The sequence below is a fragment of the Thalassolituus sp. LLYu03 genome (assembly GCF_050507655.1).
In the GTDB taxonomy this organism is placed as follows: Bacteria; Pseudomonadota; Gammaproteobacteria; order Pseudomonadales; family Oceanobacteraceae; genus Venatoribacter.
Window position 1 is genome coordinate 1,816,010 of the sequence record NZ_CP191496.1, and the last position, 20,717, is coordinate 1,836,726.

Annotated in this window: 20 protein-coding genes and 1 tRNA gene; 4 read left to right on the forward strand and 17 right to left on the reverse strand. The window is 56.5% G+C overall.

The window, feature by feature from the left end:
- Positions 1-125 precede the first annotated feature (125 nt).
- Positions 126-971 carry a hypothetical protein gene (locus ACQUQU_RS08205; protein ID WP_430462759.1) on the forward strand — a complete coding sequence of 282 codons (846 nt, stop codon included), beginning with the start codon at positions 126-128 and terminating at the stop codon, positions 969-971.
- A gap of 151 nt (positions 972-1,122) precedes the next feature.
- Here the strand turns inward: ACQUQU_RS08205 and ACQUQU_RS08210 are convergent.
- From ACQUQU_RS08210 to ACQUQU_RS08255, 10 genes are all read right to left on the reverse strand, one after another.
- Positions 1,123-1,199: transfer RNA gene (locus ACQUQU_RS08210), tRNA-Pro, on the reverse strand.
- Between the two features lie 75 nt (positions 1,200-1,274).
- A complete protein-coding gene (locus tag ACQUQU_RS08215; protein WP_430462760.1) occupies positions 1,275-1,643 on the reverse strand; it encodes a MerR family transcriptional regulator in 369 nt (122 codons plus the stop codon).
- On the reverse strand, positions 1,624-1,926 hold the full coding sequence (gene ihfA, locus ACQUQU_RS08220) for an integration host factor subunit alpha (protein ID WP_430462761.1): 303 nt from the start codon (positions 1,924-1,926) through the stop codon (positions 1,624-1,626). The genes ACQUQU_RS08215 and ihfA overlap by 20 nt, the downstream gene beginning before the upstream one ends.
- Before the next feature lies 1 nt (position 1,927).
- Positions 1,928-4,318 (reverse strand): phenylalanine--tRNA ligase subunit beta, encoded by a 2,391-nt coding sequence (gene pheT / locus ACQUQU_RS08225; RefSeq protein WP_430462762.1) that lies wholly within the window; start codon positions 4,316-4,318, stop codon positions 1,928-1,930.
- A gap of 21 nt (positions 4,319-4,339) precedes the next feature.
- Positions 4,340-5,344 (reverse strand): phenylalanine--tRNA ligase subunit alpha, encoded by a 1,005-nt coding sequence (gene pheS, locus ACQUQU_RS08230; protein ID WP_430462763.1) that lies wholly within the window; start codon positions 5,342-5,344, stop codon positions 4,340-4,342.
- Positions 5,345-5,472: 128 nt separating this feature from the next.
- Positions 5,473-5,826: a 50S ribosomal protein L20 gene (gene rplT / locus ACQUQU_RS08235; protein ID WP_145470288.1), complete on the reverse strand. Its 354-nt coding sequence runs from the start codon at positions 5,824-5,826 to the stop codon at positions 5,473-5,475.
- Between the two features lie 21 nt (positions 5,827-5,847).
- Positions 5,848-6,042, reverse strand: a complete 195-nt coding sequence (gene rpmI / locus ACQUQU_RS08240) for a 50S ribosomal protein L35 (protein WP_430462764.1) — start codon at positions 6,040-6,042, stop codon at positions 5,848-5,850.
- Positions 6,043-6,169: 127 nt separating this feature from the next.
- Positions 6,170-6,715, reverse strand: a complete 546-nt coding sequence (infC, locus tag ACQUQU_RS08245; RefSeq protein WP_430463026.1) for a translation initiation factor IF-3 — start codon at positions 6,713-6,715, stop codon at positions 6,170-6,172.
- The gene (thrS, locus tag ACQUQU_RS08250) at positions 6,715-8,646 is read right to left on the reverse strand and encodes a threonine--tRNA ligase (RefSeq protein WP_430462765.1); all 1,932 of its coding nucleotides are present in this window, start codon (positions 8,644-8,646) and stop codon (positions 6,715-6,717) included. The genes infC and thrS overlap by 1 nt, the downstream gene beginning before the upstream one ends.
- Positions 8,647-8,739: 93 nt before the next feature.
- The gene (locus ACQUQU_RS08255; RefSeq protein ID WP_430462766.1) at positions 8,740-9,750 is read right to left on the reverse strand and encodes an AraC family transcriptional regulator ligand-binding domain-containing protein; all 1,011 of its coding nucleotides are present in this window, start codon (positions 9,748-9,750) and stop codon (positions 8,740-8,742) included.
- A 105-nt stretch (positions 9,751-9,855) separates the two neighbouring features.
- On the opposite strand from ACQUQU_RS08255, the gene ACQUQU_RS08260 reads away from it, so the two are divergent.
- Entirely contained in the window at positions 9,856-10,755 is a 900-nt protein-coding gene (locus tag ACQUQU_RS08260) for a sterol desaturase family protein (RefSeq protein ID WP_430462767.1), read from the forward strand.
- Positions 10,756-10,818: 63 nt separating this feature from the next.
- Here ACQUQU_RS08260 and ACQUQU_RS08265 read toward each other — a convergent pair whose 3' ends face one another.
- The 3 genes from ACQUQU_RS08265 to ACQUQU_RS08275 form a co-directional block, all read right to left on the reverse strand.
- Positions 10,819-11,376, reverse strand: a complete 558-nt coding sequence (locus ACQUQU_RS08265; RefSeq protein WP_430462768.1) for a DJ-1 family glyoxalase III — start codon at positions 11,374-11,376, stop codon at positions 10,819-10,821.
- A 58-nt stretch (positions 11,377-11,434) separates the two neighbouring features.
- Complete coding sequence (gene metE / locus ACQUQU_RS08270; protein ID WP_430462769.1) at positions 11,435-13,717, reverse strand: 5-methyltetrahydropteroyltriglutamate--homocysteine S-methyltransferase; 2,283 nt, start codon at positions 13,715-13,717, stop codon at positions 11,435-11,437.
- A 193-nt stretch (positions 13,718-13,910) separates the two neighbouring features.
- Entirely contained in the window at positions 13,911-14,489 is a 579-nt protein-coding gene (locus ACQUQU_RS08275; protein WP_430462770.1) for a DUF3833 domain-containing protein, read from the reverse strand.
- A gap of 150 nt (positions 14,490-14,639) precedes the next feature.
- Here ACQUQU_RS08275 and ACQUQU_RS08280 point away from each other — a divergent pair, with 150 nt between their 5' ends.
- Entirely contained in the window at positions 14,640-15,278 is a 639-nt protein-coding gene (locus ACQUQU_RS08280; protein WP_430462771.1) for a class I SAM-dependent methyltransferase, read from the forward strand.
- 19 nt (positions 15,279-15,297) lie between these two features.
- Here the strand turns inward: ACQUQU_RS08280 and ACQUQU_RS08285 are convergent, their stop codons facing one another.
- The 3 genes from ACQUQU_RS08285 to ACQUQU_RS08295 all read right to left on the reverse strand — a co-directional run bounded on the left by ACQUQU_RS08285 (position 15,298) and on the right by ACQUQU_RS08295 (position 17,758).
- Positions 15,298-15,726 carry a GFA family protein gene (locus tag ACQUQU_RS08285; RefSeq protein ID WP_430462772.1) on the reverse strand — a complete coding sequence of 143 codons (429 nt, stop codon included), beginning with the start codon at positions 15,724-15,726 and terminating at the stop codon, positions 15,298-15,300.
- Positions 15,727-15,729: 3 nt separating this feature from the next.
- The gene (locus tag ACQUQU_RS08290; protein ID WP_430462773.1) at positions 15,730-16,851 is read right to left on the reverse strand and encodes a permease; all 1,122 of its coding nucleotides are present in this window, start codon (positions 16,849-16,851) and stop codon (positions 15,730-15,732) included.
- 445 nt (positions 16,852-17,296) lie between these two features.
- The gene (locus ACQUQU_RS08295) at positions 17,297-17,758 is read right to left on the reverse strand and encodes a MerR family transcriptional regulator (protein WP_430462774.1); all 462 of its coding nucleotides are present in this window, start codon (positions 17,756-17,758) and stop codon (positions 17,297-17,299) included.
- A 211-nt stretch (positions 17,759-17,969) separates the two neighbouring features.
- Between ACQUQU_RS08295 and ACQUQU_RS08300 the strand changes: the two genes are divergently transcribed.
- On the forward strand, positions 17,970-19,556 hold the full coding sequence (locus tag ACQUQU_RS08300; protein WP_430462775.1) for a diguanylate cyclase domain-containing protein: 1,587 nt from the start codon (positions 17,970-17,972) through the stop codon (positions 19,554-19,556).
- Here ACQUQU_RS08300 and purT read toward each other — a convergent pair.
- On the reverse strand, positions 19,513-20,709 hold the full coding sequence (gene purT / locus ACQUQU_RS08305; RefSeq protein WP_430462776.1) for a formate-dependent phosphoribosylglycinamide formyltransferase: 1,197 nt from the start codon (positions 20,707-20,709) through the stop codon (positions 19,513-19,515). The two genes, ACQUQU_RS08300 and purT, sit on opposite strands and share 44 nt — an antisense overlap.
- Positions 20,710-20,717 lie beyond the last annotated feature (8 nt).

Sequence of the window (20,717 nt, forward strand, 5' to 3'; positions counted from 1 at the left end):
TGAAAATTCCCATATTTAGCGGGGTTACAGCCGTAAAATTATTCCAAGAATGACTGAAGAATAACAGTAGAATTAATACAGAATGCTACAATAATAATCTCGCGATAGCTCAGGGAGTGATCAAGGTGACGATCATTAGAAAGCGGAGTGCAGCAGAGAAAGAACTACTAGAAGCATTTACCCGCGCAACTGGCTTTAAGTCATATGACAAGAGAAGGGACAGGCTGATCTGGCTGGATTTCGTTCTGCACTATGATTACAAGTTCAATCCCTCCCCGACTGAGAGTGAAATCATCTACGACCTGTGCTGTATCAGATTTCCCGACGGCTATTTAGATGGAATTGAGGCTCAGCTTCTGTCTAAAAATGAGCTGGGCTGGATAGTAGATAGCAAGCGCCAGTTGGCTTGGCTTAAGACTGCACTTTCCAAACGGTACGACATACCACGTAGAAGCAACGAGCTATCACCGGAACGATACCTGAGCGGCCTGAATAACAAAGAGGCATCTACTTTGGTCTTTGATCTGATTCAAGATGATTGTCACGAGAAGACAACCGTCGCCAGGAATCTGGCCAACCAGTGGAAAAGAGACTCATCCCCAACAAAGAGCATCAGATGGTTTGAAGATCAGACCAAGCTAAAGATAGAGATATTTAATAAATTAAGGCAATTCAAAAACAACTCTCTATCCAAAAGCAATCCAGCGTCCACGATTGAAGATATTGAAATCATCCTTGATACCCACCGAGCCAATGGGAAGGAAACGGATTTCGACGAACTCATCCGCAAGACCAAAGCTGCTTTTGCAAAAGATAAACATAACCAAAAGAACAAAAAACTCAACAAGAAACCCTACAACATGGTTCTGCCCATCAAGCTGATGGAGAAAGTTCAGGAAATGGCTGATTCGAGAGGCATATCAGCGGCTCAGATGGTAATCGAGATTCTCAGAGCAGAGATTGAGAAATAGACAAGCGACCTGCCATACCGTAAATAGGCTTTGGTAGTAACTTACACGCACAGGTGGGGCAAAAAGTGGGGCAAAAATGAGATTTGAAGTAGTACAAGACTATCGAAGCCTCATGCATAACCTGCAACCCATTGATTTAAAAGGAGATTTTTGGTCGGGATGAGAGGATTTGAACCTCCGACCCCTTGCACCCCATGCAAGTGCGCTACCAAGCTGCGCTACATCCCGACTGAGTCTCAGAGAGGTTCTGAGCTGGCTGAGTATACTTAAGCCACTGAAAAATGAAAGATTTTTTGGGTCAACTCAAAGCAGGCTATTGGCGTCGAGCAGATCGGCCAGTTCTTTGAGTTCGGTGATCATATTCTTGATCAGTGCCTGGTCCATTGCCACGGCATTGGAGTCACCCTCTTCGGTCAGACGCTGACGCGCACCGCCGATGGTGTAGCCTTCCTGATACAACAGGGCACGGATTTCGCGGACGAGAATCACGTCCTGACGCTGATAATAACGACGATTGCCGCGGCGCTTGACCGGGCTCAGCTGAGGGAATTCCTGCTCCCAGTACCGCAGTACATGGGGCTTGACGTCGCAAAGCTCGCTCACCTCACCAATGGTGAAGTAACGCTTTGCCGGAATCGGAGGGAGTTCGTTGTTATGGCTGGGTTCCAGCATAGGCTTCCACGCGGACTTTGAGCTTCTGGCCCGGTTTGAAAGTCACTACACGACGTGCCGAAATCGGGATTTCTTCCCCCGTCTTCGGATTACGTCCCGGCCGTTGACGCTTATCGCGCAGGTCGAAGTTGCCGAACCCCGACAACTTAACCTGCTCGTTGCGACTCAGGCTATCGCGGATCTCATCAAAGAAGAGATCCACCATATCCTTTGCCTCGCGCTTATTGAGACCAAGATCTTCGAACAGTTTTTCTGCCAGTTCAGCTTTGGTCAAAGCGGTCATGCTAACCCCTTAGCGTTGCTCCTAACTTCCCACCAAGGGAAGCCAGTACCGATGAAACAGAATCGTTCACTTCTTCATCAGTTAATGTGCGCGAAGGATGCTGCCAGGTCAAGCCCAGAGCCAGACTTTTTCTATCTGGATCAATGCCTTTGCCGACATAAACGTCAAACAGGTTGAGCTTTGTCAGGTACTCGCCAGCGGCTGCGCGGATGCCTTCCAGTACCTGTTCAACCTGTACGTCCTGTGCCACAACCAACGCCAGATCGCGGCGCATTTCCGGGAATTTGGACAGTTCACGGAACTTAGGTACGCGGGTTTCACGCACCACGGCCAGATCAATCTGCACCAGGAACAGCGCCTGACGCACGCCCAGTTGCTTCTGCACCACCGGATGCAGGGCACCGATCAGACCCACGGAACGCCAGTTACCATCTGCGTCACGCTTTTCGATGGTCGCACTTTGTCCTGGATGCAGCGCAGGATGACCACCGCTGACGAAGCGGTAAGCATCGGCTTCACCTCCACGGGCCAGCAGGCTTTCCAGATCACCTTTCACGTCGAAGAAATCGACGGCGGTTTCTGCGTCAGACCAGGCTTGTGGCAGACGGGTACCGGTCGCCACGAACGCCAGCGTCGGAATCTGCTGCAGACCATCCGCACCCGGCACAAAACGCAGGCCGGTTTCGAACAGACGCACGCGTGACTGCTGACGCTTAAGGTTGTAATCGGCAGCCTGCACCAGACCGGCCCAGAGGTTAGTACGCATAACCGACATATCCGCAGAAATCGGATTCATCAGTGGCAACGGCGTCACTTCAGGGTCGAGGGCTTTCTGCAGAGAAGGCTCTACGAAGCTGTAGGTAATGGCTTCCTGATAACCACGGGCGATCAGCTGACGGCGGACATCCTGAATGCTCAGGCGGTTTTCCGGGGCTTTACGCAGTGGTGTGGCGGCTTTCGGTGTACGCACCGGCAGACGGTTGTAGCCATAGATACGGGCCAGTTCTTCGATCAGGTCAGATTCAATGGCCATATCGAAGCGGTAGCTTGGTGCTGTTACCTGCCAGCCATCGGCCACGGCAGTGAGACTCATACCCAGACGGGTCAGAATGTCTTCAACTTCGCTGTCCGCCATCACCAGACTCAGCACCTGTTCGATACGGGCTTTACGCAGGTGAATGGAAGCGGCTTTTGGCAGATCAGCAGCGCTGGACACCTCCACCACAGGACCCGGTTGACCACCACACAGCTCAACCAGCAAGGCAGTCGCACGTTCCATCGCTGTGCGCGCCAGGTTGTAGTCCACGCCGCGTTCAAAGCGGTGAGATGAATCGGTATGCAGGCCGTAGCTGCGCGCGCGACCGGCAATGGCCAGCTGACCAAAGAACGCGGCTTCAAGCAGCAGATCCTGTGTGGTCTCGCCAACACCGGAATGCTCACCACCCATAATGCCCGCCATGGCCAGCGGTTTGGCATGGTCTGCAATCACCAGAGTGTCGGCTTTCAGCGTGACTTCCTGACCGTCCAGCAGGGTGAGCTTCTCGCCCTCTTCTGCCATACGCACACGAATACCGCCTTCAATCTGCGCCAGATCGAAGGCATGCATTGGCTGACCGAGTTCGATCAGCACATAGTTGGTCACGTCGACCACAGGATCTATGGTGCGGATACCACTGCGACGCAGTTTTTCCACCATCCACAGTGGCGTGGACGCTTTGACGTTAACGCCTTTGACAATACGGCCGAGGTAACGCGGACAGGCCGCAGAGGCCAGAACTTCGATGCTGACCTTGTCGTCGATCGCTGGTGCCACAGGCTCAATGGCCGGGCCTTGCACAGGTGCTTTATTCAGCACACCCACTTCGCGAGCCAGACCGGCAATGCTCAGGCAGTCACCGCGGTTCGGGGTCAGATCGACTTCAATAATGCTGTCGTCGAGGCCCATGTATGCACGGAAATCCATGCCTACCGGCGCATCATCGGCCAGTTCCATCAGACCGTCAGAGCTTTCTGCCATGCCGAGTTCAGCTTCGGCACACAGCATGCCGAAGGATTCGACACCGCGCAGTTTGGCTTTCTTAATTTTAAAGTCGCCCGGCAGTTCGGCGCCGATTTTGGCGAACGGAATCTTCAGGCCGGCACGCACGTTCGCGGCGCCACACACAACCTGGAAGGTTTCAGTACCATCGGTCACCTGACAAACGCTGAGTTTGTCGGCATCCGGATGTTGTTCACGGGTAACGACCTGACCAACCACCACGCCGGAAAACTGACCGGCAACGGTTTCGATGCCATCGACTTCCAGACCGGCCATGGTGACCTGAGCTGACAGTTCATCGGTGCTCACCGCAGGCTGCACCCATTCGCGTAACCACTGTTCGCTGAATTTCATTGTTGCTTAATCCTTGAGTGATTAACGGAACTGCTGCAGGAAGCGCAGATCGTTTTCGAAGAACAGACGCAGGTCGTTCACGCCGTAACGCAGCATGGCCATACGTTCCACGCCCATACCGAAGGCAAAACCACTGTACTGTTCAGGGTCGATGCCCACGGCTTCAAATACTTTCGGATGCACCATGCCGCAGCCGCCGATTTCCAGCCAGCCACGCTTGATACCGTCAGCCGTTTCAACGATCCACTCGATATCGATTTCCGCCGATGGCTCGGTGAACGGGAAGTAAGAAGGACGCAGACGCACTTTCACTTCGCGCTCAAAGAAAGCGCTCATGAACTGTTCCAGCGTGCCTTTCAGGTCGGCAAAACTGATGTCTTTATCGACCAACAGACCTTCCACCTGATGGAACATCGGAGAATGGGTCTGATCGTAATCGCAGCGGTAAACACGACCCGGGCAAATGATGCGGATCGGTGGCTGCTGGGCTTCCATGGTACGCACCTGCACCGGCGAGGTATGGGTACGCAGCAGTGTGGTGGCATCAAAATAGAAGGTGTCGTGCATCGCCCGCGCCGGGTGATGAGACGGAATATTCAGGGCTTCAAAGTTGTGGAAGTCGTCTTCCACTTCCGGGCCTTCTGCGACTTCGTAACCGGCACCGGCAAAGAAGGCTTCAATGCGTTCCAGCGTACGGGTCACCGGGTGCAGACTGCCTTCCTGCATGGCACGGCCAGGCAGAGTAATGTCGATGGTTTCGGCCGCCAGTTTGGCGTCCAGCGCCGCAGTTTCGAGCAACTGCTTGCGCGCAGAAATGGCGTTTTCAACCTGATCTTTGGCTTCGTTGATCACCGCACCCATTTTCGGGCGGTCTTCAGGCGCAACTGTGCCCAGGTTTTTCATCAGGGAAGTGATTTCCCCCTTTTTACCCAGAAACTGAACCCGTACCTGATCCAGTGCGGCAACATCGTGCGCGTCACTTACGGCGGCCAGGGCTTGCTGAGTCAGTGCCTCAAGGTTTTCCATGGTTTACGTCCACTAGTGGTATTGAGCTTCATCGGGGCAAAAAAATAGGGGAATCACCTAGCCTAACCTAAGCTCATCCCCTATTTCGCAGGCGGGTTACCCCGCCCTGTTCCGGCTATGCGGTGAAATTACAGGCTGGACTTGGCTTTTTCAACCAGAGCCGCAAACGCTGCTTTTTCGTTCACTGCCAGATCAGCCAGTACTTTACGGTCAATTTCAACAGCGGCTTTTTTCAGGCCGTTGATGAACTTGCTGTAAGACAGACCGTTAGTACGTGCACCGGCGTTGATACGCGCGATCCACAGCTGACGGAACTGACGCTTGCGCTGACGACGGTCGCGGTAAGCGTACTGACCGGCTTTGATAACAGCCTGCTTGGCAACACGGAACACACGGCTGCGAGCGCCGTAGTAACCTTTAGCCTGCTTCAGAATTTTTTTGTGACGACGACGAGCGATGACACCACGTTTTACACGAGCCATTTTTTATCTCCTGAATACCGGTTAGAGGTTAGGCAGCATACGTGCTACTGACTTAACGTCAGACGCATGAACCAAAACGTTGCCACGCAGGTGACGTTTACGCTTGGTGCTCTTTTTGGTCAGGATGTGGCTGCGGAACGCTTTACGGTGTTTAAAGCCGTTGGCAGTCTTCTTGAAGCGCTTGGCAGCGCCGCTCTTAGTTTTGATTTTAGGCATTTTGTACTCCAAAAGTTAGTGGCGCGTACAGAAACTAAGACCCTGTACAACACCTGCCATATTGAGCAGCCGGTAGAACGTATAAACCCGGCCGGAGCCGGGGATACAGGTTCTTTCAGGAACCGGACTACTTCTTCTTACCTGGGGCGATGACCATCACCATCTGACGGCCTTCCAGCTTGGGATGCTGTTCCACAGTGCCGAGTTCCTTCAGGTCCTCTTCAATGCGTTTCATCATCTCCATACCAATTTGCTGGTGAGCCATCTCGCGACCGCGGAAGCGTAAAGACACTTTCGCTTTGTCACCGTCCTCAAGGAAACGTATCAGACTACGCAGTTTGATCTGGTAGTCGCCTTCTTCAGTGCCCGGACGGAATTTCATTTCCTTAATCTGGACCTGATGCTGGCGTTTTTTGGCTTCGGCTTTCTGCTTTTTCTCTTCGTAAAGCTTCTTGCCGAAATCCATTACTTTACAGACGATCGGGTCGCCATCTGAAATCTGAACCAGATCCAGTTCGGCTTCCTCGGCGATCCGCAGGGCTTCGCTAATGCTTACAACACCAATCTGGCTTCCATCGCTACCAATCAGACGTACCTCATCGGCACGGATCTGGTCGTTAATGGCCGCTCTGTTATCCGGGCGGCCGCCCTTTTTGTTATCGCGTCTGATAATTAATTCTCCATTCCAAAGCGGCCACGCTGTGCAACTGAGCCTTCCAACAGTTCAATGAAGGCGTCCACACTCATCACGCCAAGGTCTTCGCCTTTGCGGGTACGGACTGCAACAGTGTTCGCTTCGACTTCTTTATCCCCTACAACAAGGAGGTAGGGTACCTTCTGCAAAGTGTGCTCGCGGATTTTAAAGCCGATCTTCTCGTTTCTCAAGTCCGCAGCCGCACGGAATCCCTTGCCTTTCAGGGTTTTGGCAAGATTTTCGCAGTACTCGGCCTGATTATCGGTGATATTCAGTACCGAAACCTGCTGCGGTGCCAGCCATGGCGGCATAGAACCGGCGTAATGTTCGATCAGAATACCGATGAAGCGCTCGAAAGAACCCAGAATCGCGCGGTGCAGCATCACCGGGGTCTTACGCTCGCCGTCTTCATCAACAAACTGAGCACCCAGACGCTCTGGCAGCATGAAGTCGAGCTGAATAGTACCGCACTGCCATACACGGTTCAGGCAGTCACGCAGAGAGAACTCGATCTTAGGACCGTAGAAAGCACCCTCACCTGGCTGCAGCTCCCACGCCAGACCGGCGGCATTCAGGGCATCTTCCAGTGCAGCTTCCGCCTGATCCCACAGCGCATCGTCACCGATACGGCCTTCCGGACGGGTCGATAGCTTCATTTCGACCTGATCGAAACCGAAGTCACGGTATACATCCAGCGTCAGCTTGATGAAGTCAGCGGCTTCCTGACGAATCTGCTTCTCTGATACGAAGATGTGCGCATCATCCTGAGTAAAACCACGCACACGCATGATGCCGTGCAGGGCGCCGGATGGTTCGTTACGGTGGCAGGAACCGAATTCGGCCAGACGCATCGGCAGATCGCGGTAGCTCTTCAGGCCCTGGTTGAACACCTGAATGTGACACGGACAGTTCATCGGCTTCACCGCGTAGGTGCGCTTCTCAGACTCCGTGGTGAACATGTTGGCCGCGTAGTGTTCCCAGTGACCGGATTTTTCCCACAGAGTACGGTCGACGACCTGCGGGGTTTTGATCTCGAGGTAACCGGCGTCCTGCTGCACTTTGCGCATGTACTGTTCCAGCACCTGCCACACAGTCCAGCCGTTCGGGTGCCAGAACACCATACCCGGCGCTTCTTCCTGCAGATGGAACAGATCCAGCTGCTTGGCCAGTTTACGGTGGTCGCGTTTCTCAGCTTCTTCGAGGAAGGTCAGATACGCTTTCAGATCTTTCTTATCGTTCCAGGCAGTACCGTAAATACGCTGCAGCTGACGATTCTGGGAATCGCCACGCCAGTAAGCACCGGATACACGCATCAGTTTGAAGATGCGCATGACACGGGTATTCGGAACGTGCGGACCACGGCACATGTCGGTGTATTCTTCGTGGTGGTACAGGCCAACAGCCTCTTCGCCCTGACTGATCAGGTCGTCGATCAGCTCAACCTTGTAGTCTTCACCACGGTCAACAAAAATGCGGCGCGCGTCTTTAATCGGCGTCATCTTCTTAACGACGTCGTAATCTTTCTTAATCAGTTCACCGATGCGGGTTTCAATCGCTGTGACGTCTTCCGGGGTAAACGGGCGCTCGTAATCGATGTCATAGTAGAAACCGTTATCGATCACAGGACCAATCGCCATACGGGCAGTCGGGTACAGTTGCTTAACCGCATGACCCACCAGGTGAGCGAATGAGTGACGGATAACATCCAGACCATCGGCATCACGACCGGTAATCAGCAGAACGTCAGCGTCTTCCGTAATGAGTTCACAGGCATCAACCAGTTTGCCGTTGATACGACCACACACCGTTACTTTGGCCAGACCGGCGCTGATACTTTCAGCCACCTGCATCAGGGTTACGGGTTGATCAAATTCGCGTTTGGAACCATCAGGAAGGGTAATAACAGGCATATCAGATCCTTGTCAGTGGTGGCCCCTACGACAGGCCACATGATTAAAAGAGGCGGACACTCTACAGAGCAGGGCCTGGCATGTAAACCATTGTCAGGACTGCATTTTACTTTGCGACCTGAGCCAGCGCGCCGGCGGCATGCCGGTCGCCTGACGAAAAGCACGGTTGAACGCGCTCTGTTCAGAGTAGCCAAGCAGCAAGGCAATCTCGCTCTGGGTCAGACGACCTTCCAGCAGATAATTGCGCGCCAGCTGCACCCGCAACTGGGTCATCACCTCAGCAAAGGTAAAGCCAGCGTCTGCCAGCCTGCGGAACAGCGTGCGCTCGGACATAAACAACCGTGATGCAACAAAAGCCGCGTCCGGCCTGCCCTGCTGCACCGCCGCCAGCAATGCGCTGCGCAGACGCAATGTGAAATCATCGGACTCCGGCAGCACACCCACCATGGCCGCGGCCTGCTGCTCAAGCAAGGCATGCATACCGGCATTGCGCTGCGATACCGGACGCATCAGATGCTCGGGTTTCAGATACACCGCCGTTCGCGCCTGATTGAACAACACTTCACAGCCGGTGGCGGCTTCGAGTGCAGAAACCTCCTGCGGCTTCGGAAAGGTAAAATGCACGCGTGCCGGGTTCAGCGAGCCATCTGCAACCAGATTGCGCACGAAGGTCAGCAACCCGATGATCAGCACTTCATCCGACAGCCGCGATGACGGGCCAAACTCCGTCGTCCAGCTCATGCACAGCAGGCCACCTTCAAACGAAGCTTCGGCGCGGTCGCCGTCATGCAGCAGGCGCTGATATCGCTGAAAGCCCTGCAGCGCATCAGCCAGCGTTTCGGACGACAGCAACAAATGCCCAAGCACACCCACAAAATCGGCACGGATGCACAAACCCAGCTCGACCCCCACCGCCCGCCCTGGCAACAACTGCTCAACCGCCTGCAACACATCCCACCACTGACGGAAGCTCAGGCGCGACGCTGCAGAAAGACCCGAAAGGTAACGGTATAAATCCGTTTGCGAACGCCCCTGCTGCTGCAGATAGAAACGGACAAGTCCGGCAAGGTCGCCACTGACCTGCAAATTCGCGAGCAACCCCACGACGCACTCCTTTGGCATATTTTGTCAAAATAGTGGCAGATATTGTCAATTTATACGAGCCATGGAATCGTAAGCTGAGGGTAAATAATAAGAAGGAGTTCACTCATGCAGGATGTTCTGCACGCGCTGTTTTTCATTGCCGCCTTCGGCCTGCTCTTTTTATCGGTGATTCTGGCCGAATACCTGTACACCCGTGCCCGCGGCAAAGACGGGGTTTACCACTGGCGGGAAACGGTAGCCAACCTGACCACAGGCGCTTCCTATAAGGTGGTCGACGGCATCGCCATCGCCCTGTTCATTCAAACCTTCTACCAGTGGGTGTATGGCTTCGGTCTGCAATGGAACCCGGATGTGTCGGTCTGGAGCGTGCTTGCTCTGATCGTCTTCATCGATTTCTGCTTTTTTATCGCCCACGTTCTGATGCACAAAGTGCGCTGGTTCTGGAACGTGCACGTCACGCACCACTCATCTGAGCACATGAATTTCTCGACGGCGCTGCGCCAGAATTTCACCTTTGCACTGTCGGGCGCCTGGTTGTTCTGGTGGATTCCGGCCGCCCTCATCGGCTTTGATAAAAACTGGGTCCTGCTCGCGATTGAAGGCAATCTGGTGTATCAGTTTTTTCTGCATACCGAACAGGTCGGCAAACTCGGCTGGCTGGAAAAAATCTTCAACACCCCGTCACACCACCGCGTGCATCATGGCAGCAACCCGGCCCAGATCGACACCAATTTCGGTGGCATTTTTATCCTTTGGGACAAGCTGTTCGGCACCTTCCGCGACGAAGCAAACGCCGGAGACATCCGTTATGGCGTAACCCGCATGCCGGAAAAACCCTTCAACCCCTGGCACCTGCAGGTGCACGACTGGGCGGCCATGTTCCGTGATGTGTGGCGCTATCGCGACCTGAGAATTCTGTATAAACACCCGGACTGGGTGCTGGAAAAATACGGCACGTCACCGCCTGATGAATCCGTATCCGGCGCCGGCTCCGCCAGCCAGTAGCCGTCCATAAAAAAGCCGGAGCAAGCTCCGGCTTTTTTATGGCAGTTCACCACGCACGGGGGATTAGAAAGCCAGCATACCGCGCCCTACTCTGGCAGCGGTTTCAGCCCCGCACAGGGCCTCGGCAATGGCCAGCGCAAACGCCAGCGCCGTGGCCGGGCCGCGACTGGTAATCAGATTGCCGTCGCGTACCACCGCCTCGGTTTTCAGCGCCGCCGCAGACTCCAGCAGCGCATCCTCAAAGCCCGGATAACAGGTCGCGGTTTTGCCATCGAGCAAATCGAGTTTGGCCAGCACCACCGCCGGTGACGCGCAAATCGCAGCCACCAGCCGGCCCTCTTCCGCCTGCTGTTTGAGCAAGGTCTGAAACAGCACACTGGCGGCCAGATGCTCAGCACCCGGCATGCCGCCCGGTGCGATCACCGCATCCCATACCTGCCCTGTGCACTCGCGCATCAGAGCGTCTGCGGTGACCCGGGTGCCGTGCGCACAGGTCACCTGCAACCCAGGCATCACAGACGCCAGCGTCACCTGCACACCGGCGCGGCGCAGGGTGTCGGTAATGGTGATGGTTTCGATGTCTTCACTGCCGTCGGCAATGGCTACCAGCGCGTTGGCCATGAGGTTTCTCCTGATGTTTTTCTCAGTGTGCCAGCAAGGTCAGGCGCCGGAAAGCGGCTCACGCCGGCGTTTTCAGGGTTTCCCGCAACCGCTGGGCAGCGGTCACCATATTCTCGAGAGCCGGAATCACTTCCTGCCAGCGACGGGTTTTCAGGCCACAGTCCGGATTAACCCAGAGGTTTGCCAGCGGCACTACCTGCAGAGATTCAGTCAAAAGAGTCTCCATCGCCTCCACCGACGGCACGTTCGGACTGTGAATGTCGTACACCCCGGGACCAATGCCGTTGCGGTAGGTCTCGTTGCGCAAGGTGTGCAACAGACGCGCGGCCGAGCGGGCCGTCTCCAGCGTGATCACATCGGCGTCCATGGCCTGAATCGCCGGCAGAATGTCGTCAAAGTCGGCGTAGCACATATGGGTATGAATCTGGGTTTCATCCGCCACGCCAGTGACGGCATAGCGGAAGCTGTTCACAGCCCAGTCGAGGTAACGGGCGTGCTCCACCCGGCGCAGTGGCAAAGCCTCCCGCAGCGCCGGTTCGTCGACCTGAATGATGCGGATACCGGCGGCTTCCAGATCCTGAACCTCATCACGCAGCACAGCTGCAATCTGGTAGGCGGTCGCCGACCAGGGCTGATCATCCCGCACGAACGACCACTTCAGAATGGTCACCGGGCCTGTCAGCATGCCTTTTACCCAGCGCTCACTCTGCGATTGAGCAAAGGCCGCCCAGCGCACGGTCATGGCCGACGGCCGCTCAATGTCACCGAAAATCACCGGCGGCTTCACGCAGCGCGAACCGTAGCTCTGTACCCAGCCATTGGCGGTTGAGGCAATGCCATCCAGCTGTTCGCCGAAATATTCCACCATGTCGTTGCGCTCGGCTTCGCCATGCACCAGCACATCAAGGCCAATCTGCTCCTGCACCCGGATGCAATGGGTGATTTCCTTTTCCAGCCCGGCCTCATAGGCCGGCAGCGACAGCTCCCCCTGCTTAAAGCGGCGGCGCAGCTGGCGGATCTCTGGCGTCTGCGGGAAGGAACCAATGGTTGTGGTCGGCAGTTGCGGCAGCCTGAGCGCCGCCTGCTGCAGGGCCAGCCGCCCGGCATAGCTCTGTTTGCGCTGCCACTGGGCGGAAGCAGCCGCCGCCGCACGCTGTTTCACCGCACTTTTGTGCACGGCAGATGATGTCCTGCGGGATACCAGAGCCTGCGCCTGCGCGATCCAGCGTGGCGATGAGGTCACACCGGCATCTGCCAGAGACGCGCCCAACAGCACCAGCTCGTCGACTTTTTGCCAGGCGTAGGCCAGCCAGTGCTGAAGATCATGAGGTAGCTGAGTTTCCGCCGCCACATCGTACGGCACATGCAACAGCGAGCAGGAGCTACCCAGCCACAGACGCGATCCCAGACGTTCTGCCACCGGAACCAGTCGCTCGCGTAAAGCGTTGAGATCCGCCCGCCAGATGTTGCGCCCGTCAATCACACCCAGCGACAGCACCTTATAAGGACCAAGACGATCGAGTGCCGGCGCCAGCTCTTCCGGTGCGGACACCAGATCCAGATGCACGCCGTCAACGGGCAGACTGAACGCCAGTGTCAGGTTATCGGCCAGTGGCGAAAAGTAGGTGGTCAGCAGCAATTGCACGCCGTTTTTACGCAGCGAGTGATACGCAGGCTCGAACGCCTGACGCCAGTCGGCGGGCAGATCGAGTCCCAGCACCGGCTCGTCCAGCTGCACCCAGTCAACGCCTTCGCATTTCAGCAGGGCAAACAGTTCGCTATACACCGGCAGCAGACGCGACAACAGATTCAGACGATTGGCGCCATCCACACTGCGCCCCAACCACAGATACGTCAGTGGCCCCGGCACCACCACTTTCAGTGGCTTGCCCAACGAGCGGGCGGCGCGCACTTCATCGAGCAATAAATCGGGCTGCAGGGTGAACTCATCAGCCGCCGCGCATTCGGGTACCAGATAGTGGTAATTGGTATCGAACCACTTGGTCATTTCGGCGGCATGTCCGCAGCAGGCCGACGCGCTGCGGCCGCGTGCTGCGGCAAAAATCTGCTCCAGCGGTTCTCCCGCCGAGCGGGCGCGGGCCGGCAGATGGCCAAACAGGTAACTGGCGTTCAGCAGGTGGTCGTAGTACGCGAAGTCGCCCACCGTCAGCAGATCCAGACCAGCATCCAGCTGCCGCTGCCACTGCCCCAATCGCAACTGCTGGCCGGTGCGCTGCAGATCAGACAGCGACGACTGCCCTGCCCAGTAAGATTCCAGCGCCCACTTCAGCTCACGCTGGGCGCCAACGCGCGGGAAACCCAAAATATGAATATTACTCATCTCAAATTCTCATTTATTGAAATATTTTGAGAATCATGACCACTTCATAGCATGAGATAAAACGATAATTTTTTAAGTTTTATTGAGAAATACTAATAAACAACTCAGAAAGAATGGCTCAGCCGGGATGTCACCACCAGCAAGCACCGGCGCGCTGACAAGGACCGGCGTGCAGACAAGGGCCACTGGCCGGTCAGCGGCAATCGCCCACCCCATCAACCTTGCGCATCACCAGCAGCACCTGACCCACGGGCAACCCGAATTTGGACATCCGCGTCTCGTTCACCACGACACCCTCAGCCACCTGATACATCCAGTCATCCATGCTCAGACGGATGGTGTCACCGGGGTCGCCATAGGCCAGCGTGTAGGCCATGTGAATGCTGTTGCCGGCATGCGTCATGCGGGTTTCTTCCGGCACATCGGTGGCTTTGGCGCGAAAGTCGTCGCCATCTTTGGTCAGGGTCCAGACGCGGGTTTCCCGCACAGGTGCTTCGCCGGGTTTGTCGTGGAAATAGAAAACTTCATCGAGCGTGCCGGTATCGCCCTGCCAGCTGCCTTCGATCACCGCGTTGAACTGGCGGATCTGACGACCGGCATAATCGCGGACCACACCATCGGCACACAGAGTACCGTTGAAAAACGTTTGCGGATTCAGCACGGGCTGACGCCAGGCCCACTGGGCAGCATCCGGCGCAGCACAGCCTGCCAGAAGTCCTGATAACACAACGGGCAGTGCCAGCCGCTGCCATTTGAATGAAGCTTGCATCATTTCCACTCCAGATAATGATGCAATAATAATACAAACCCTATACACCCATTCGCAACCACCGCACTTTGATCACCAGAAACCGCCCGGTCGCGCCTTGCTGGCCGATTAAAACCCGGTAAACTGGCTCTTCCCTTGATCAGAGCCGACACCATGCCCCGCCTTGAAGTCTTCGCCGACGAACACATGCAGCACGCCTATGGCATTTTCCTGTTCACCAGCAAGCACCCACTGGTACGCAAGCTGAAGCGTATTGCCCAGCCGAGTGTGCATGGCCACAAGACCTGGTCGTCCAGCTTTCTGATCATGGATTACCTGCAGCACTTTCCCTTAAGCGAAGGGGAACGGGTACTGGAACTGGGGTGCGGCTGGGGCCCGGCCTCGGTGTTCTGCGCCAGCCAGCAAGGCGCCAAAGTGACCGGCCTGGATGTGGACGACAGTGTGTTTCCGTATCTGGACATGATGGCCGCCACCAACGATTGCCGGGTAAAACCCCTGCACGCCTCGTTTGATGACCTGAAGACCGAGCAGCTCTCGCGCTACGATTGCATCATCGGCGCTGATATCTGCTTCTGGGAGTCGCTGACAGACGATCTGTTCAAGCTGTTCCGCCGCGCGAAGAAAGCCGGCGTGAAACGCATTATTCTGGCCGACCCGGGCCGCTCTACCTATGAGGCGCTGCTGCAGCGTTGTGAAAAAGCCTGGCCGCAGGCATTCAGCCACGAACATTGGTATGCCCTGGAACCCAAGCGTTTTGAAGGTCAGTTGCTGGTGCTGAATTTCGCCGCGTAAGGCGTGCCCTAAACCCTGCTCAGGCCGGAATATCCGGCCCTTCATCCTCATGGCGGCTCAGCGAGTCGCCCATCGCAAGCCAGGGAATCTGGCTCATGGTCCAGATGTGATACTGCGGCGCCAGTGCCGCCGGCTCATCCAGTGACGCCAGCGTGAAATCCAGTGTCGCGCGCCCTCCAGCCGATGCCGCCTGCCGCGGGCGAAACACCAGCTGAGTACCACAGGCAGCACAGTGCTCGCGCTGTGCAGCAACACTCGAATGAAACACCACCGGCGCCCCGCTGGTGTAGACAAAGCCCGGCTGCACGATCGTCGCCCATGCCAGAACAGGCGCGCCACTTGAGCGCTGACACTGGCGACAGTGGCAGTAACCGGCGTCGACCAGCTCGGCATCGACGCGGTAACGCACCGCGCCACACAGACAACCACCGGTTAATACCACCCGCATGGTTTACACCCCGGCGGTGTTCATCAGCCAACCGATGAACAGTACCTGAGGAACGGTTACCAGCGGCAGGAACAGGGCAATCTTCCAGCTGCGGGTGGTGTTCTGCAGCGCCATGATTTCGGTGTAATCGGTAGAAGCGCCGGCCATCAGAAAGGTAAAGGCGTTGCCCGGAGCGGCCGCCCGCGTGACCAGATCGGCTGCGATCGGACTCGAGCCCTCGGAGCACACCTCAATCACCGTGGTGGCAATCAGGGTCGCGATCAGACCTGTGAAGCTGGCGCCAAACCAGACCCCAAAACTTTCCGGCGGCACGAATGCCCGCACCAGAGCCACCAGCACCACACCAAAGAACACCCAGCGCAGCACCATTTTTGACTCTTTGAGCCCCTGCCAGAACATGGCCGCAAGACTCGGCACAGACCAGTCCTGACCCGACCACGCCGCTTTCAGCGTCGGCAGAAACGGCACGTCAGCATCGTTTACCTGATTAGGGTTCGCAGGCAGGGTACCTTTGGCGACCAGACGGTCGAATATCCAGCCGCTGAGCCAGGCAATCACCATCGAACCCACAATAAACAGTAACGTCCATTTAAGGCCGATCAGCCCGACCAGAATCAGTGTCAGCGTCAGCGAATTCCACGGACTGGCAATCAGGAACGCCATGACCTGCCCGATGCTCGCACCCCGCTCGTAGAGCTTCATGGCCACCATAAGAATGCCGTGGTTACACAGATCCAGCAGCAGACCGGCCAGCGTGGCACGGAAAATCCCCCGTTTGGTGCCGCCTTTGCCCAGCACCGACATCACCAGTTCGCGTGGAATCCGCCCCAGCAGGCCAACAAAGAAAGCAGCACTGATGATCCCCCACCACATGGCGTTGACCATTTCGAAGGAGGTGTGCATCAGGGTGCCCAGCCAGGGCAAGGCCATGTCTTCGGAATGTCCCATGGCCAGATAACCGGCGTACCCTGCCACGACCGCCGAGCCACAGCCCCACAGCAACCAGTCAATTTTTTTACCGCCAGACGGCGCGCAACAGCTGGCTTCGCCGGCTGTTGCTTCGGTGCCACAGCAGGACGACGCGGCCACTTTAGCGTCTGAGCCGCAACAGGAAGACGCAGTCACTTTGGCGTCTGATCCGCAGCAGCCCGCGGCTGTTTGCTTCGTTTCTGTCGCACAGCATGCATCTGCTTTAACCGCCTTGCTTGTGTTGCCGCAACAGGAGGAGACAGCGGCTGAATCGCCACAGCCGGATGCGCCCTTGGCCTCCGTGGAGCAGCAGGCACTGGCCGGCTCCCAGGCACCGGTCACGGCACCCGCTGATGCTGCCGCGGTTTGCGCGGCCGCGTCATCGGCTTGTTCAGCTTCGTCGCCATGACAGGCGCAATCATGCCCCTCAGAGCAGCAGCCGGATTTATCAACGGAGCAGCAGGCGCTTTCAGCAGAGCAGCATCCGTCGTGGTCGTCCGTCTGGCAGCAACCGCCGCCATTTTCAGCAGAACAGCATCCATCGCTGGCGGCCGGGTTAACCGCCTGACCGGCTGACTGGCAGCAGGTTTTGTCTTTCTCATCATTGTACACAGCAGTTATCTCCTGAACGGCAGGCTGTCTGGTCCTGCCCGGCAAGGGTTTCGTGGTCGGAGCCTTCAATCAGATGACACAGGTGGTCGCCGCAGGGCTGGCAATCGGGCAACGACTGCCACGACTGCATGGCCGACTCCATGCGCTCGACCATGGCCTGCATTTCCAGCAGACGTTTGCGGGCTTCGACCAGGCGCGGTTCGATCAGATGACGAACCACAGGACACGGCGACTTGCCCTTTTCGGCCTCCTGCAAAATGGTCTGAATATCGTCGAGGGTGAACCCGAGATCGCGGGCCTGACGAATAAAGCGCAGGCGCTGTTGCTCGGTACGGCCAAAATTGTGATAGCCGTTATCGTCTTTCGGTGCCTGCAACAGGCCAATGCGCACGTAATGGCGAATAGTGCCGGCGTTAATGCCTTCTGACCGGGCGAGATCCTGAACCCGCATGACCACCTCTTTCTCCGCAAACGGACGGTTTCTGACTGAACGGATAGCAAGCTTAAACCTTTGAGTAACTCGCAGGTCAAGCATTCACAACAGACTTTATAAAACCCGCAGGAAATTGACCGCCGGCTGCGGACAATTGGCCTAATCTTAAGGATAAATACCGCTGCACTGTTCAGCGTGCCTTTTGGATCCGGGAACGATACGGAGATTTATGTTTACGATTCGTCAGCTTTACACCGCCATGTCGCTCGGCTACGTGGCCCTGATGCTGACCGGTATGCTGACCATCCGCTACCTCTGGTTTTATCCGGAAGAACAGCGGCACGCCCTGCAGATTCAGCAGGGTGAAATCAATGGTCTGATGGCGGCGATGAATCTGCGGCTGGAGCAGCTGGCCGCTATTACCCACGACTACGCCTCTTGGGACGATACTTTCGAATACGCCGACAATGGCAATGACGAGTACATTGAGTCCAATTTCACCGAATCCACCTATAAATCACTGAATCTCAGTTCAGTGGCGATCGTTGCTGCAGACAGCCAGATTCTGTACAGCGGCTATTTCGAAAATGGCGAGCTGACCGATGTCCCTGAGCCGTTGCTCGCATGGATCAGCAACTCGGGAGCTGAATTTTTCAATGATACGGTGCACAGCGGCTTCCAGGTGATCGATCAAAAAGCCTATGTAATTGCCTCCAGCCCAGTGTCACCAACCGGATTAGACACGCCGGTGAATGGGTGGTTACTGTTTATGCAGCAGGTTGATGAACAATATCTGCATGTGCTGGCCGAGGTTGCCCGGTTAAACCTGACATTAATAAAGCCTCCGTACCGCGACAATATTCCCGATATTCAGGAACCGCTGAGTGACGTCACCGCGCGTCGGGTTACCTGTATTTACGACGAAACCCATGTGCCGTCGCTGTGCACAGAAATCCGCCATTCCAATGGCGATGGTCCGCGCATGTTCAGTATTGAATTAATGCTGGCGTTCCTGATCATGAGCCTGATTCCGACCGCGGCCTTTGTAGTGGTGCTGAAAATCCTGATCGATCCGCTGCGACTGGCCACAGGCCTGCTCGAACGCAGCCGCTTCGATCACACCCTGCGCCCGGTACTGCACACAACGCCGGTGCGCATTCAGGAATTGCAGCAGCTGCGCAACGCGTACAACGAGTTGATTCACACCGTGCGCCAGCAACAGGCCAAGCTCGAGCAACTGTCGAACACCGACCGCCTGACCAATATTCCGAACCGCCGCGCCTTCGAAGACGCCCTGACCACCACCTGGCGCCGCATTCTGCGGCATCCGCAGTCGATGGCACTGATTCTGGTGGATATCGATTACTTCAAACGCTTTAACGATCACTACGGTCATCAGGCCGGCGACACCGCCCTGCACGCTGTGGCGCAGGCCTTACGCCTGTGCACGCGCCGCACCGATGAACTGACCGCGCGCTTTGGCGGCGAAGAGTTCGCGATGATTGTGCAGATCGAAGATGCCCTGCATCTGGAGAAGGTGCGGCGCAACATTGCTGAAGCTATCCGCGGACTGGATATCCACCATGAACATTCAAAAGTCAGCCGTCAGCTGACCATCAGTTTTGGTATTGCCTGGATTAAAGAGTCGGGAGAATGGCTGGAGACAATAACACCGGAAGGCTGGCTGAGGGCGGCAGACACCGCCCTCTATGAGGCGAAAGCGTCGGGCCGCAACTGCAGCATGCTGCATGTGCTCGACCCGGCGATTCCGCTTACAGAGTCACCTGTATGGCAGCAATCACCCGATTCGCCTTAGCGCGGGCCTCTTCAATGCTGGCGTCCCGTGCCAGTGCCACCCCTAGACGACGCTTACCGGCCACTTCAGGCTTACCAAACAGACGAATCTGGGTATGAATTTCTGCCAGCGCCTTTTCCAGACCACCGTACTGCATCTGCCGCGACTCCCCCGCCACCAGCAACACAGACGACGCCGACGGTCCAAACTGTTCGATGTGCGGAATCGGCAGCCCCAGAATGGCGCGGGCGTGCAAGGCAAACTCCGACAAATCCTGAGAAATGAGTGTCACCAGACCGGTATCGTGCGGACGCGGTGACACTTCGCTGAAAATCACCTGATCGCCTTTCACAAACAGTTCAACACCGAACAGACCCAGACCACCCAGCTCATCGGTTACCGCACGGGCAATCGCCTGAGCACTGGCCAGCGCCTCGGCGGTCATCGCCTGTGGCTGCCAGGATTCCTGATAATCGCCATCCTCCTGACGGTGGCCAATCGGTGCGCAGAAACTGGTGGTGATCTGGCCGTCAGCGTCTTTGTGACGGATGGTCAGCAGGGTGATTTCGAAATCGAAATCAACAAAGCCTTCGACGATCACTTTGCCTTTTCCGGCACGGCCACCTTCCTGCGCGTACGCCCAGGCCCTGGCCAGATCTTCCGCGCTGCGGACAAAGCTCTGTCCCTTGCCAGACGAACTCATGATGGGTTTCACCAGACACGGCAGGCCGATGTGGTCAGCGGCCTCGAAGAAGGCCTGTTCGCTGTCGGCAAAGCGGTAAGTGGAGGTCGGCAGCCCCAGTGTTTCGGCTGCCAGACGACGGATGCCTTCCCGGTTCATGGTCAGCTGCGTCGCGCGGGCGGTCGGGATGATGGTGTACCCTTCCTGCTCAAGCTCAGCCAGTGTCGCCGTGGCGATGGCTTCAATTTCCGGTACGACTAAGGCCGGTTTTTCCAGCTCGATCACGCGGCGCAGCGCTTCGCCATCGAGCATGCTGATCACATGACTGCGGTCGGCCACCTGCATGGCCGGTGCGTTTTCATAGCGGTCCACCGCAATTACTTCGCAGCCCAGACGCTGCAACTCAATTACCACTTCTTTGCCGAGCTCCCCCGAGCCACACAGCAACACACGGGTGGCAGTCGAAGAAAAAGGCGTTCCCAGAGTAATCATAAAATCCG

Excerpts from the sequence above, each read along its gene's own strand:
- ACQUQU_RS08215 (WP_430462760.1), bottom strand. The coding sequence starts at position 1,643 with ATGCTGGAACCCAGCCATAACAACGAACTCCCTCCGATTCCGGCAAAG.
- ihfA (WP_430462761.1), bottom strand. The coding sequence starts at position 1,926 with ATGACCGCTTTGACCAAAGCTGAACTGGCAGAAAAACTGTTCGAAGAT.
- pheT (WP_430462762.1), bottom strand. The coding sequence starts at position 4,318 with ATGAAATTCAGCGAACAGTGGTTACGCGAATGGGTGCAGCCTGCGGTG.
- pheS (WP_430462763.1), bottom strand. The coding sequence starts at position 5,344 with ATGGAAAACCTTGAGGCACTGACTCAGCAAGCCCTGGCCGCCGTAAGT.
- rplT (WP_145470288.1), bottom strand. The coding sequence starts at position 5,826 with ATGGCTCGTGTAAAACGTGGTGTCATCGCTCGTCGTCGTCACAAAAAA.
- rpmI (WP_430462764.1), bottom strand. The coding sequence starts at position 6,042 with ATGCCTAAAATCAAAACTAAGAGCGGCGCTGCCAAGCGCTTCAAGAAG.
- thrS (WP_430462765.1), bottom strand. The coding sequence starts at position 8,646 with ATGCCTGTTATTACCCTTCCTGATGGTTCCAAACGCGAATTTGATCAA.
- ACQUQU_RS08260 (WP_430462767.1), top strand. The coding sequence starts at position 9,856 with ATGCAGGATGTTCTGCACGCGCTGTTTTTCATTGCCGCCTTCGGCCTG.
- ACQUQU_RS08265 (WP_430462768.1), bottom strand. The coding sequence starts at position 11,376 with ATGGCCAACGCGCTGGTAGCCATTGCCGACGGCAGTGAAGACATCGAA.
- metE (WP_430462769.1), bottom strand. The coding sequence starts at position 13,717 with ATGAGTAATATTCATATTTTGGGTTTCCCGCGCGTTGGCGCCCAGCGT.
- ACQUQU_RS08275 (WP_430462770.1), bottom strand. The coding sequence starts at position 14,489 with ATGATGCAAGCTTCATTCAAATGGCAGCGGCTGGCACTGCCCGTTGTG.
- ACQUQU_RS08280 (WP_430462771.1), top strand. The coding sequence starts at position 14,640 with ATGCCCCGCCTTGAAGTCTTCGCCGACGAACACATGCAGCACGCCTAT.
- ACQUQU_RS08285 (WP_430462772.1), bottom strand. The coding sequence starts at position 15,726 with ATGCGGGTGGTATTAACCGGTGGTTGTCTGTGTGGCGCGGTGCGTTAC.
- ACQUQU_RS08295 (WP_430462774.1), bottom strand. The coding sequence starts at position 17,758 with ATGCGGGTTCAGGATCTCGCCCGGTCAGAAGGCATTAACGCCGGCACT.
- ACQUQU_RS08300 (WP_430462775.1), top strand. The coding sequence starts at position 17,970 with ATGTTTACGATTCGTCAGCTTTACACCGCCATGTCGCTCGGCTACGTG.
- purT (WP_430462776.1), bottom strand. The coding sequence starts at position 20,709 with ATGATTACTCTGGGAACGCCTTTTTCTTCGACTGCCACCCGTGTGTTG.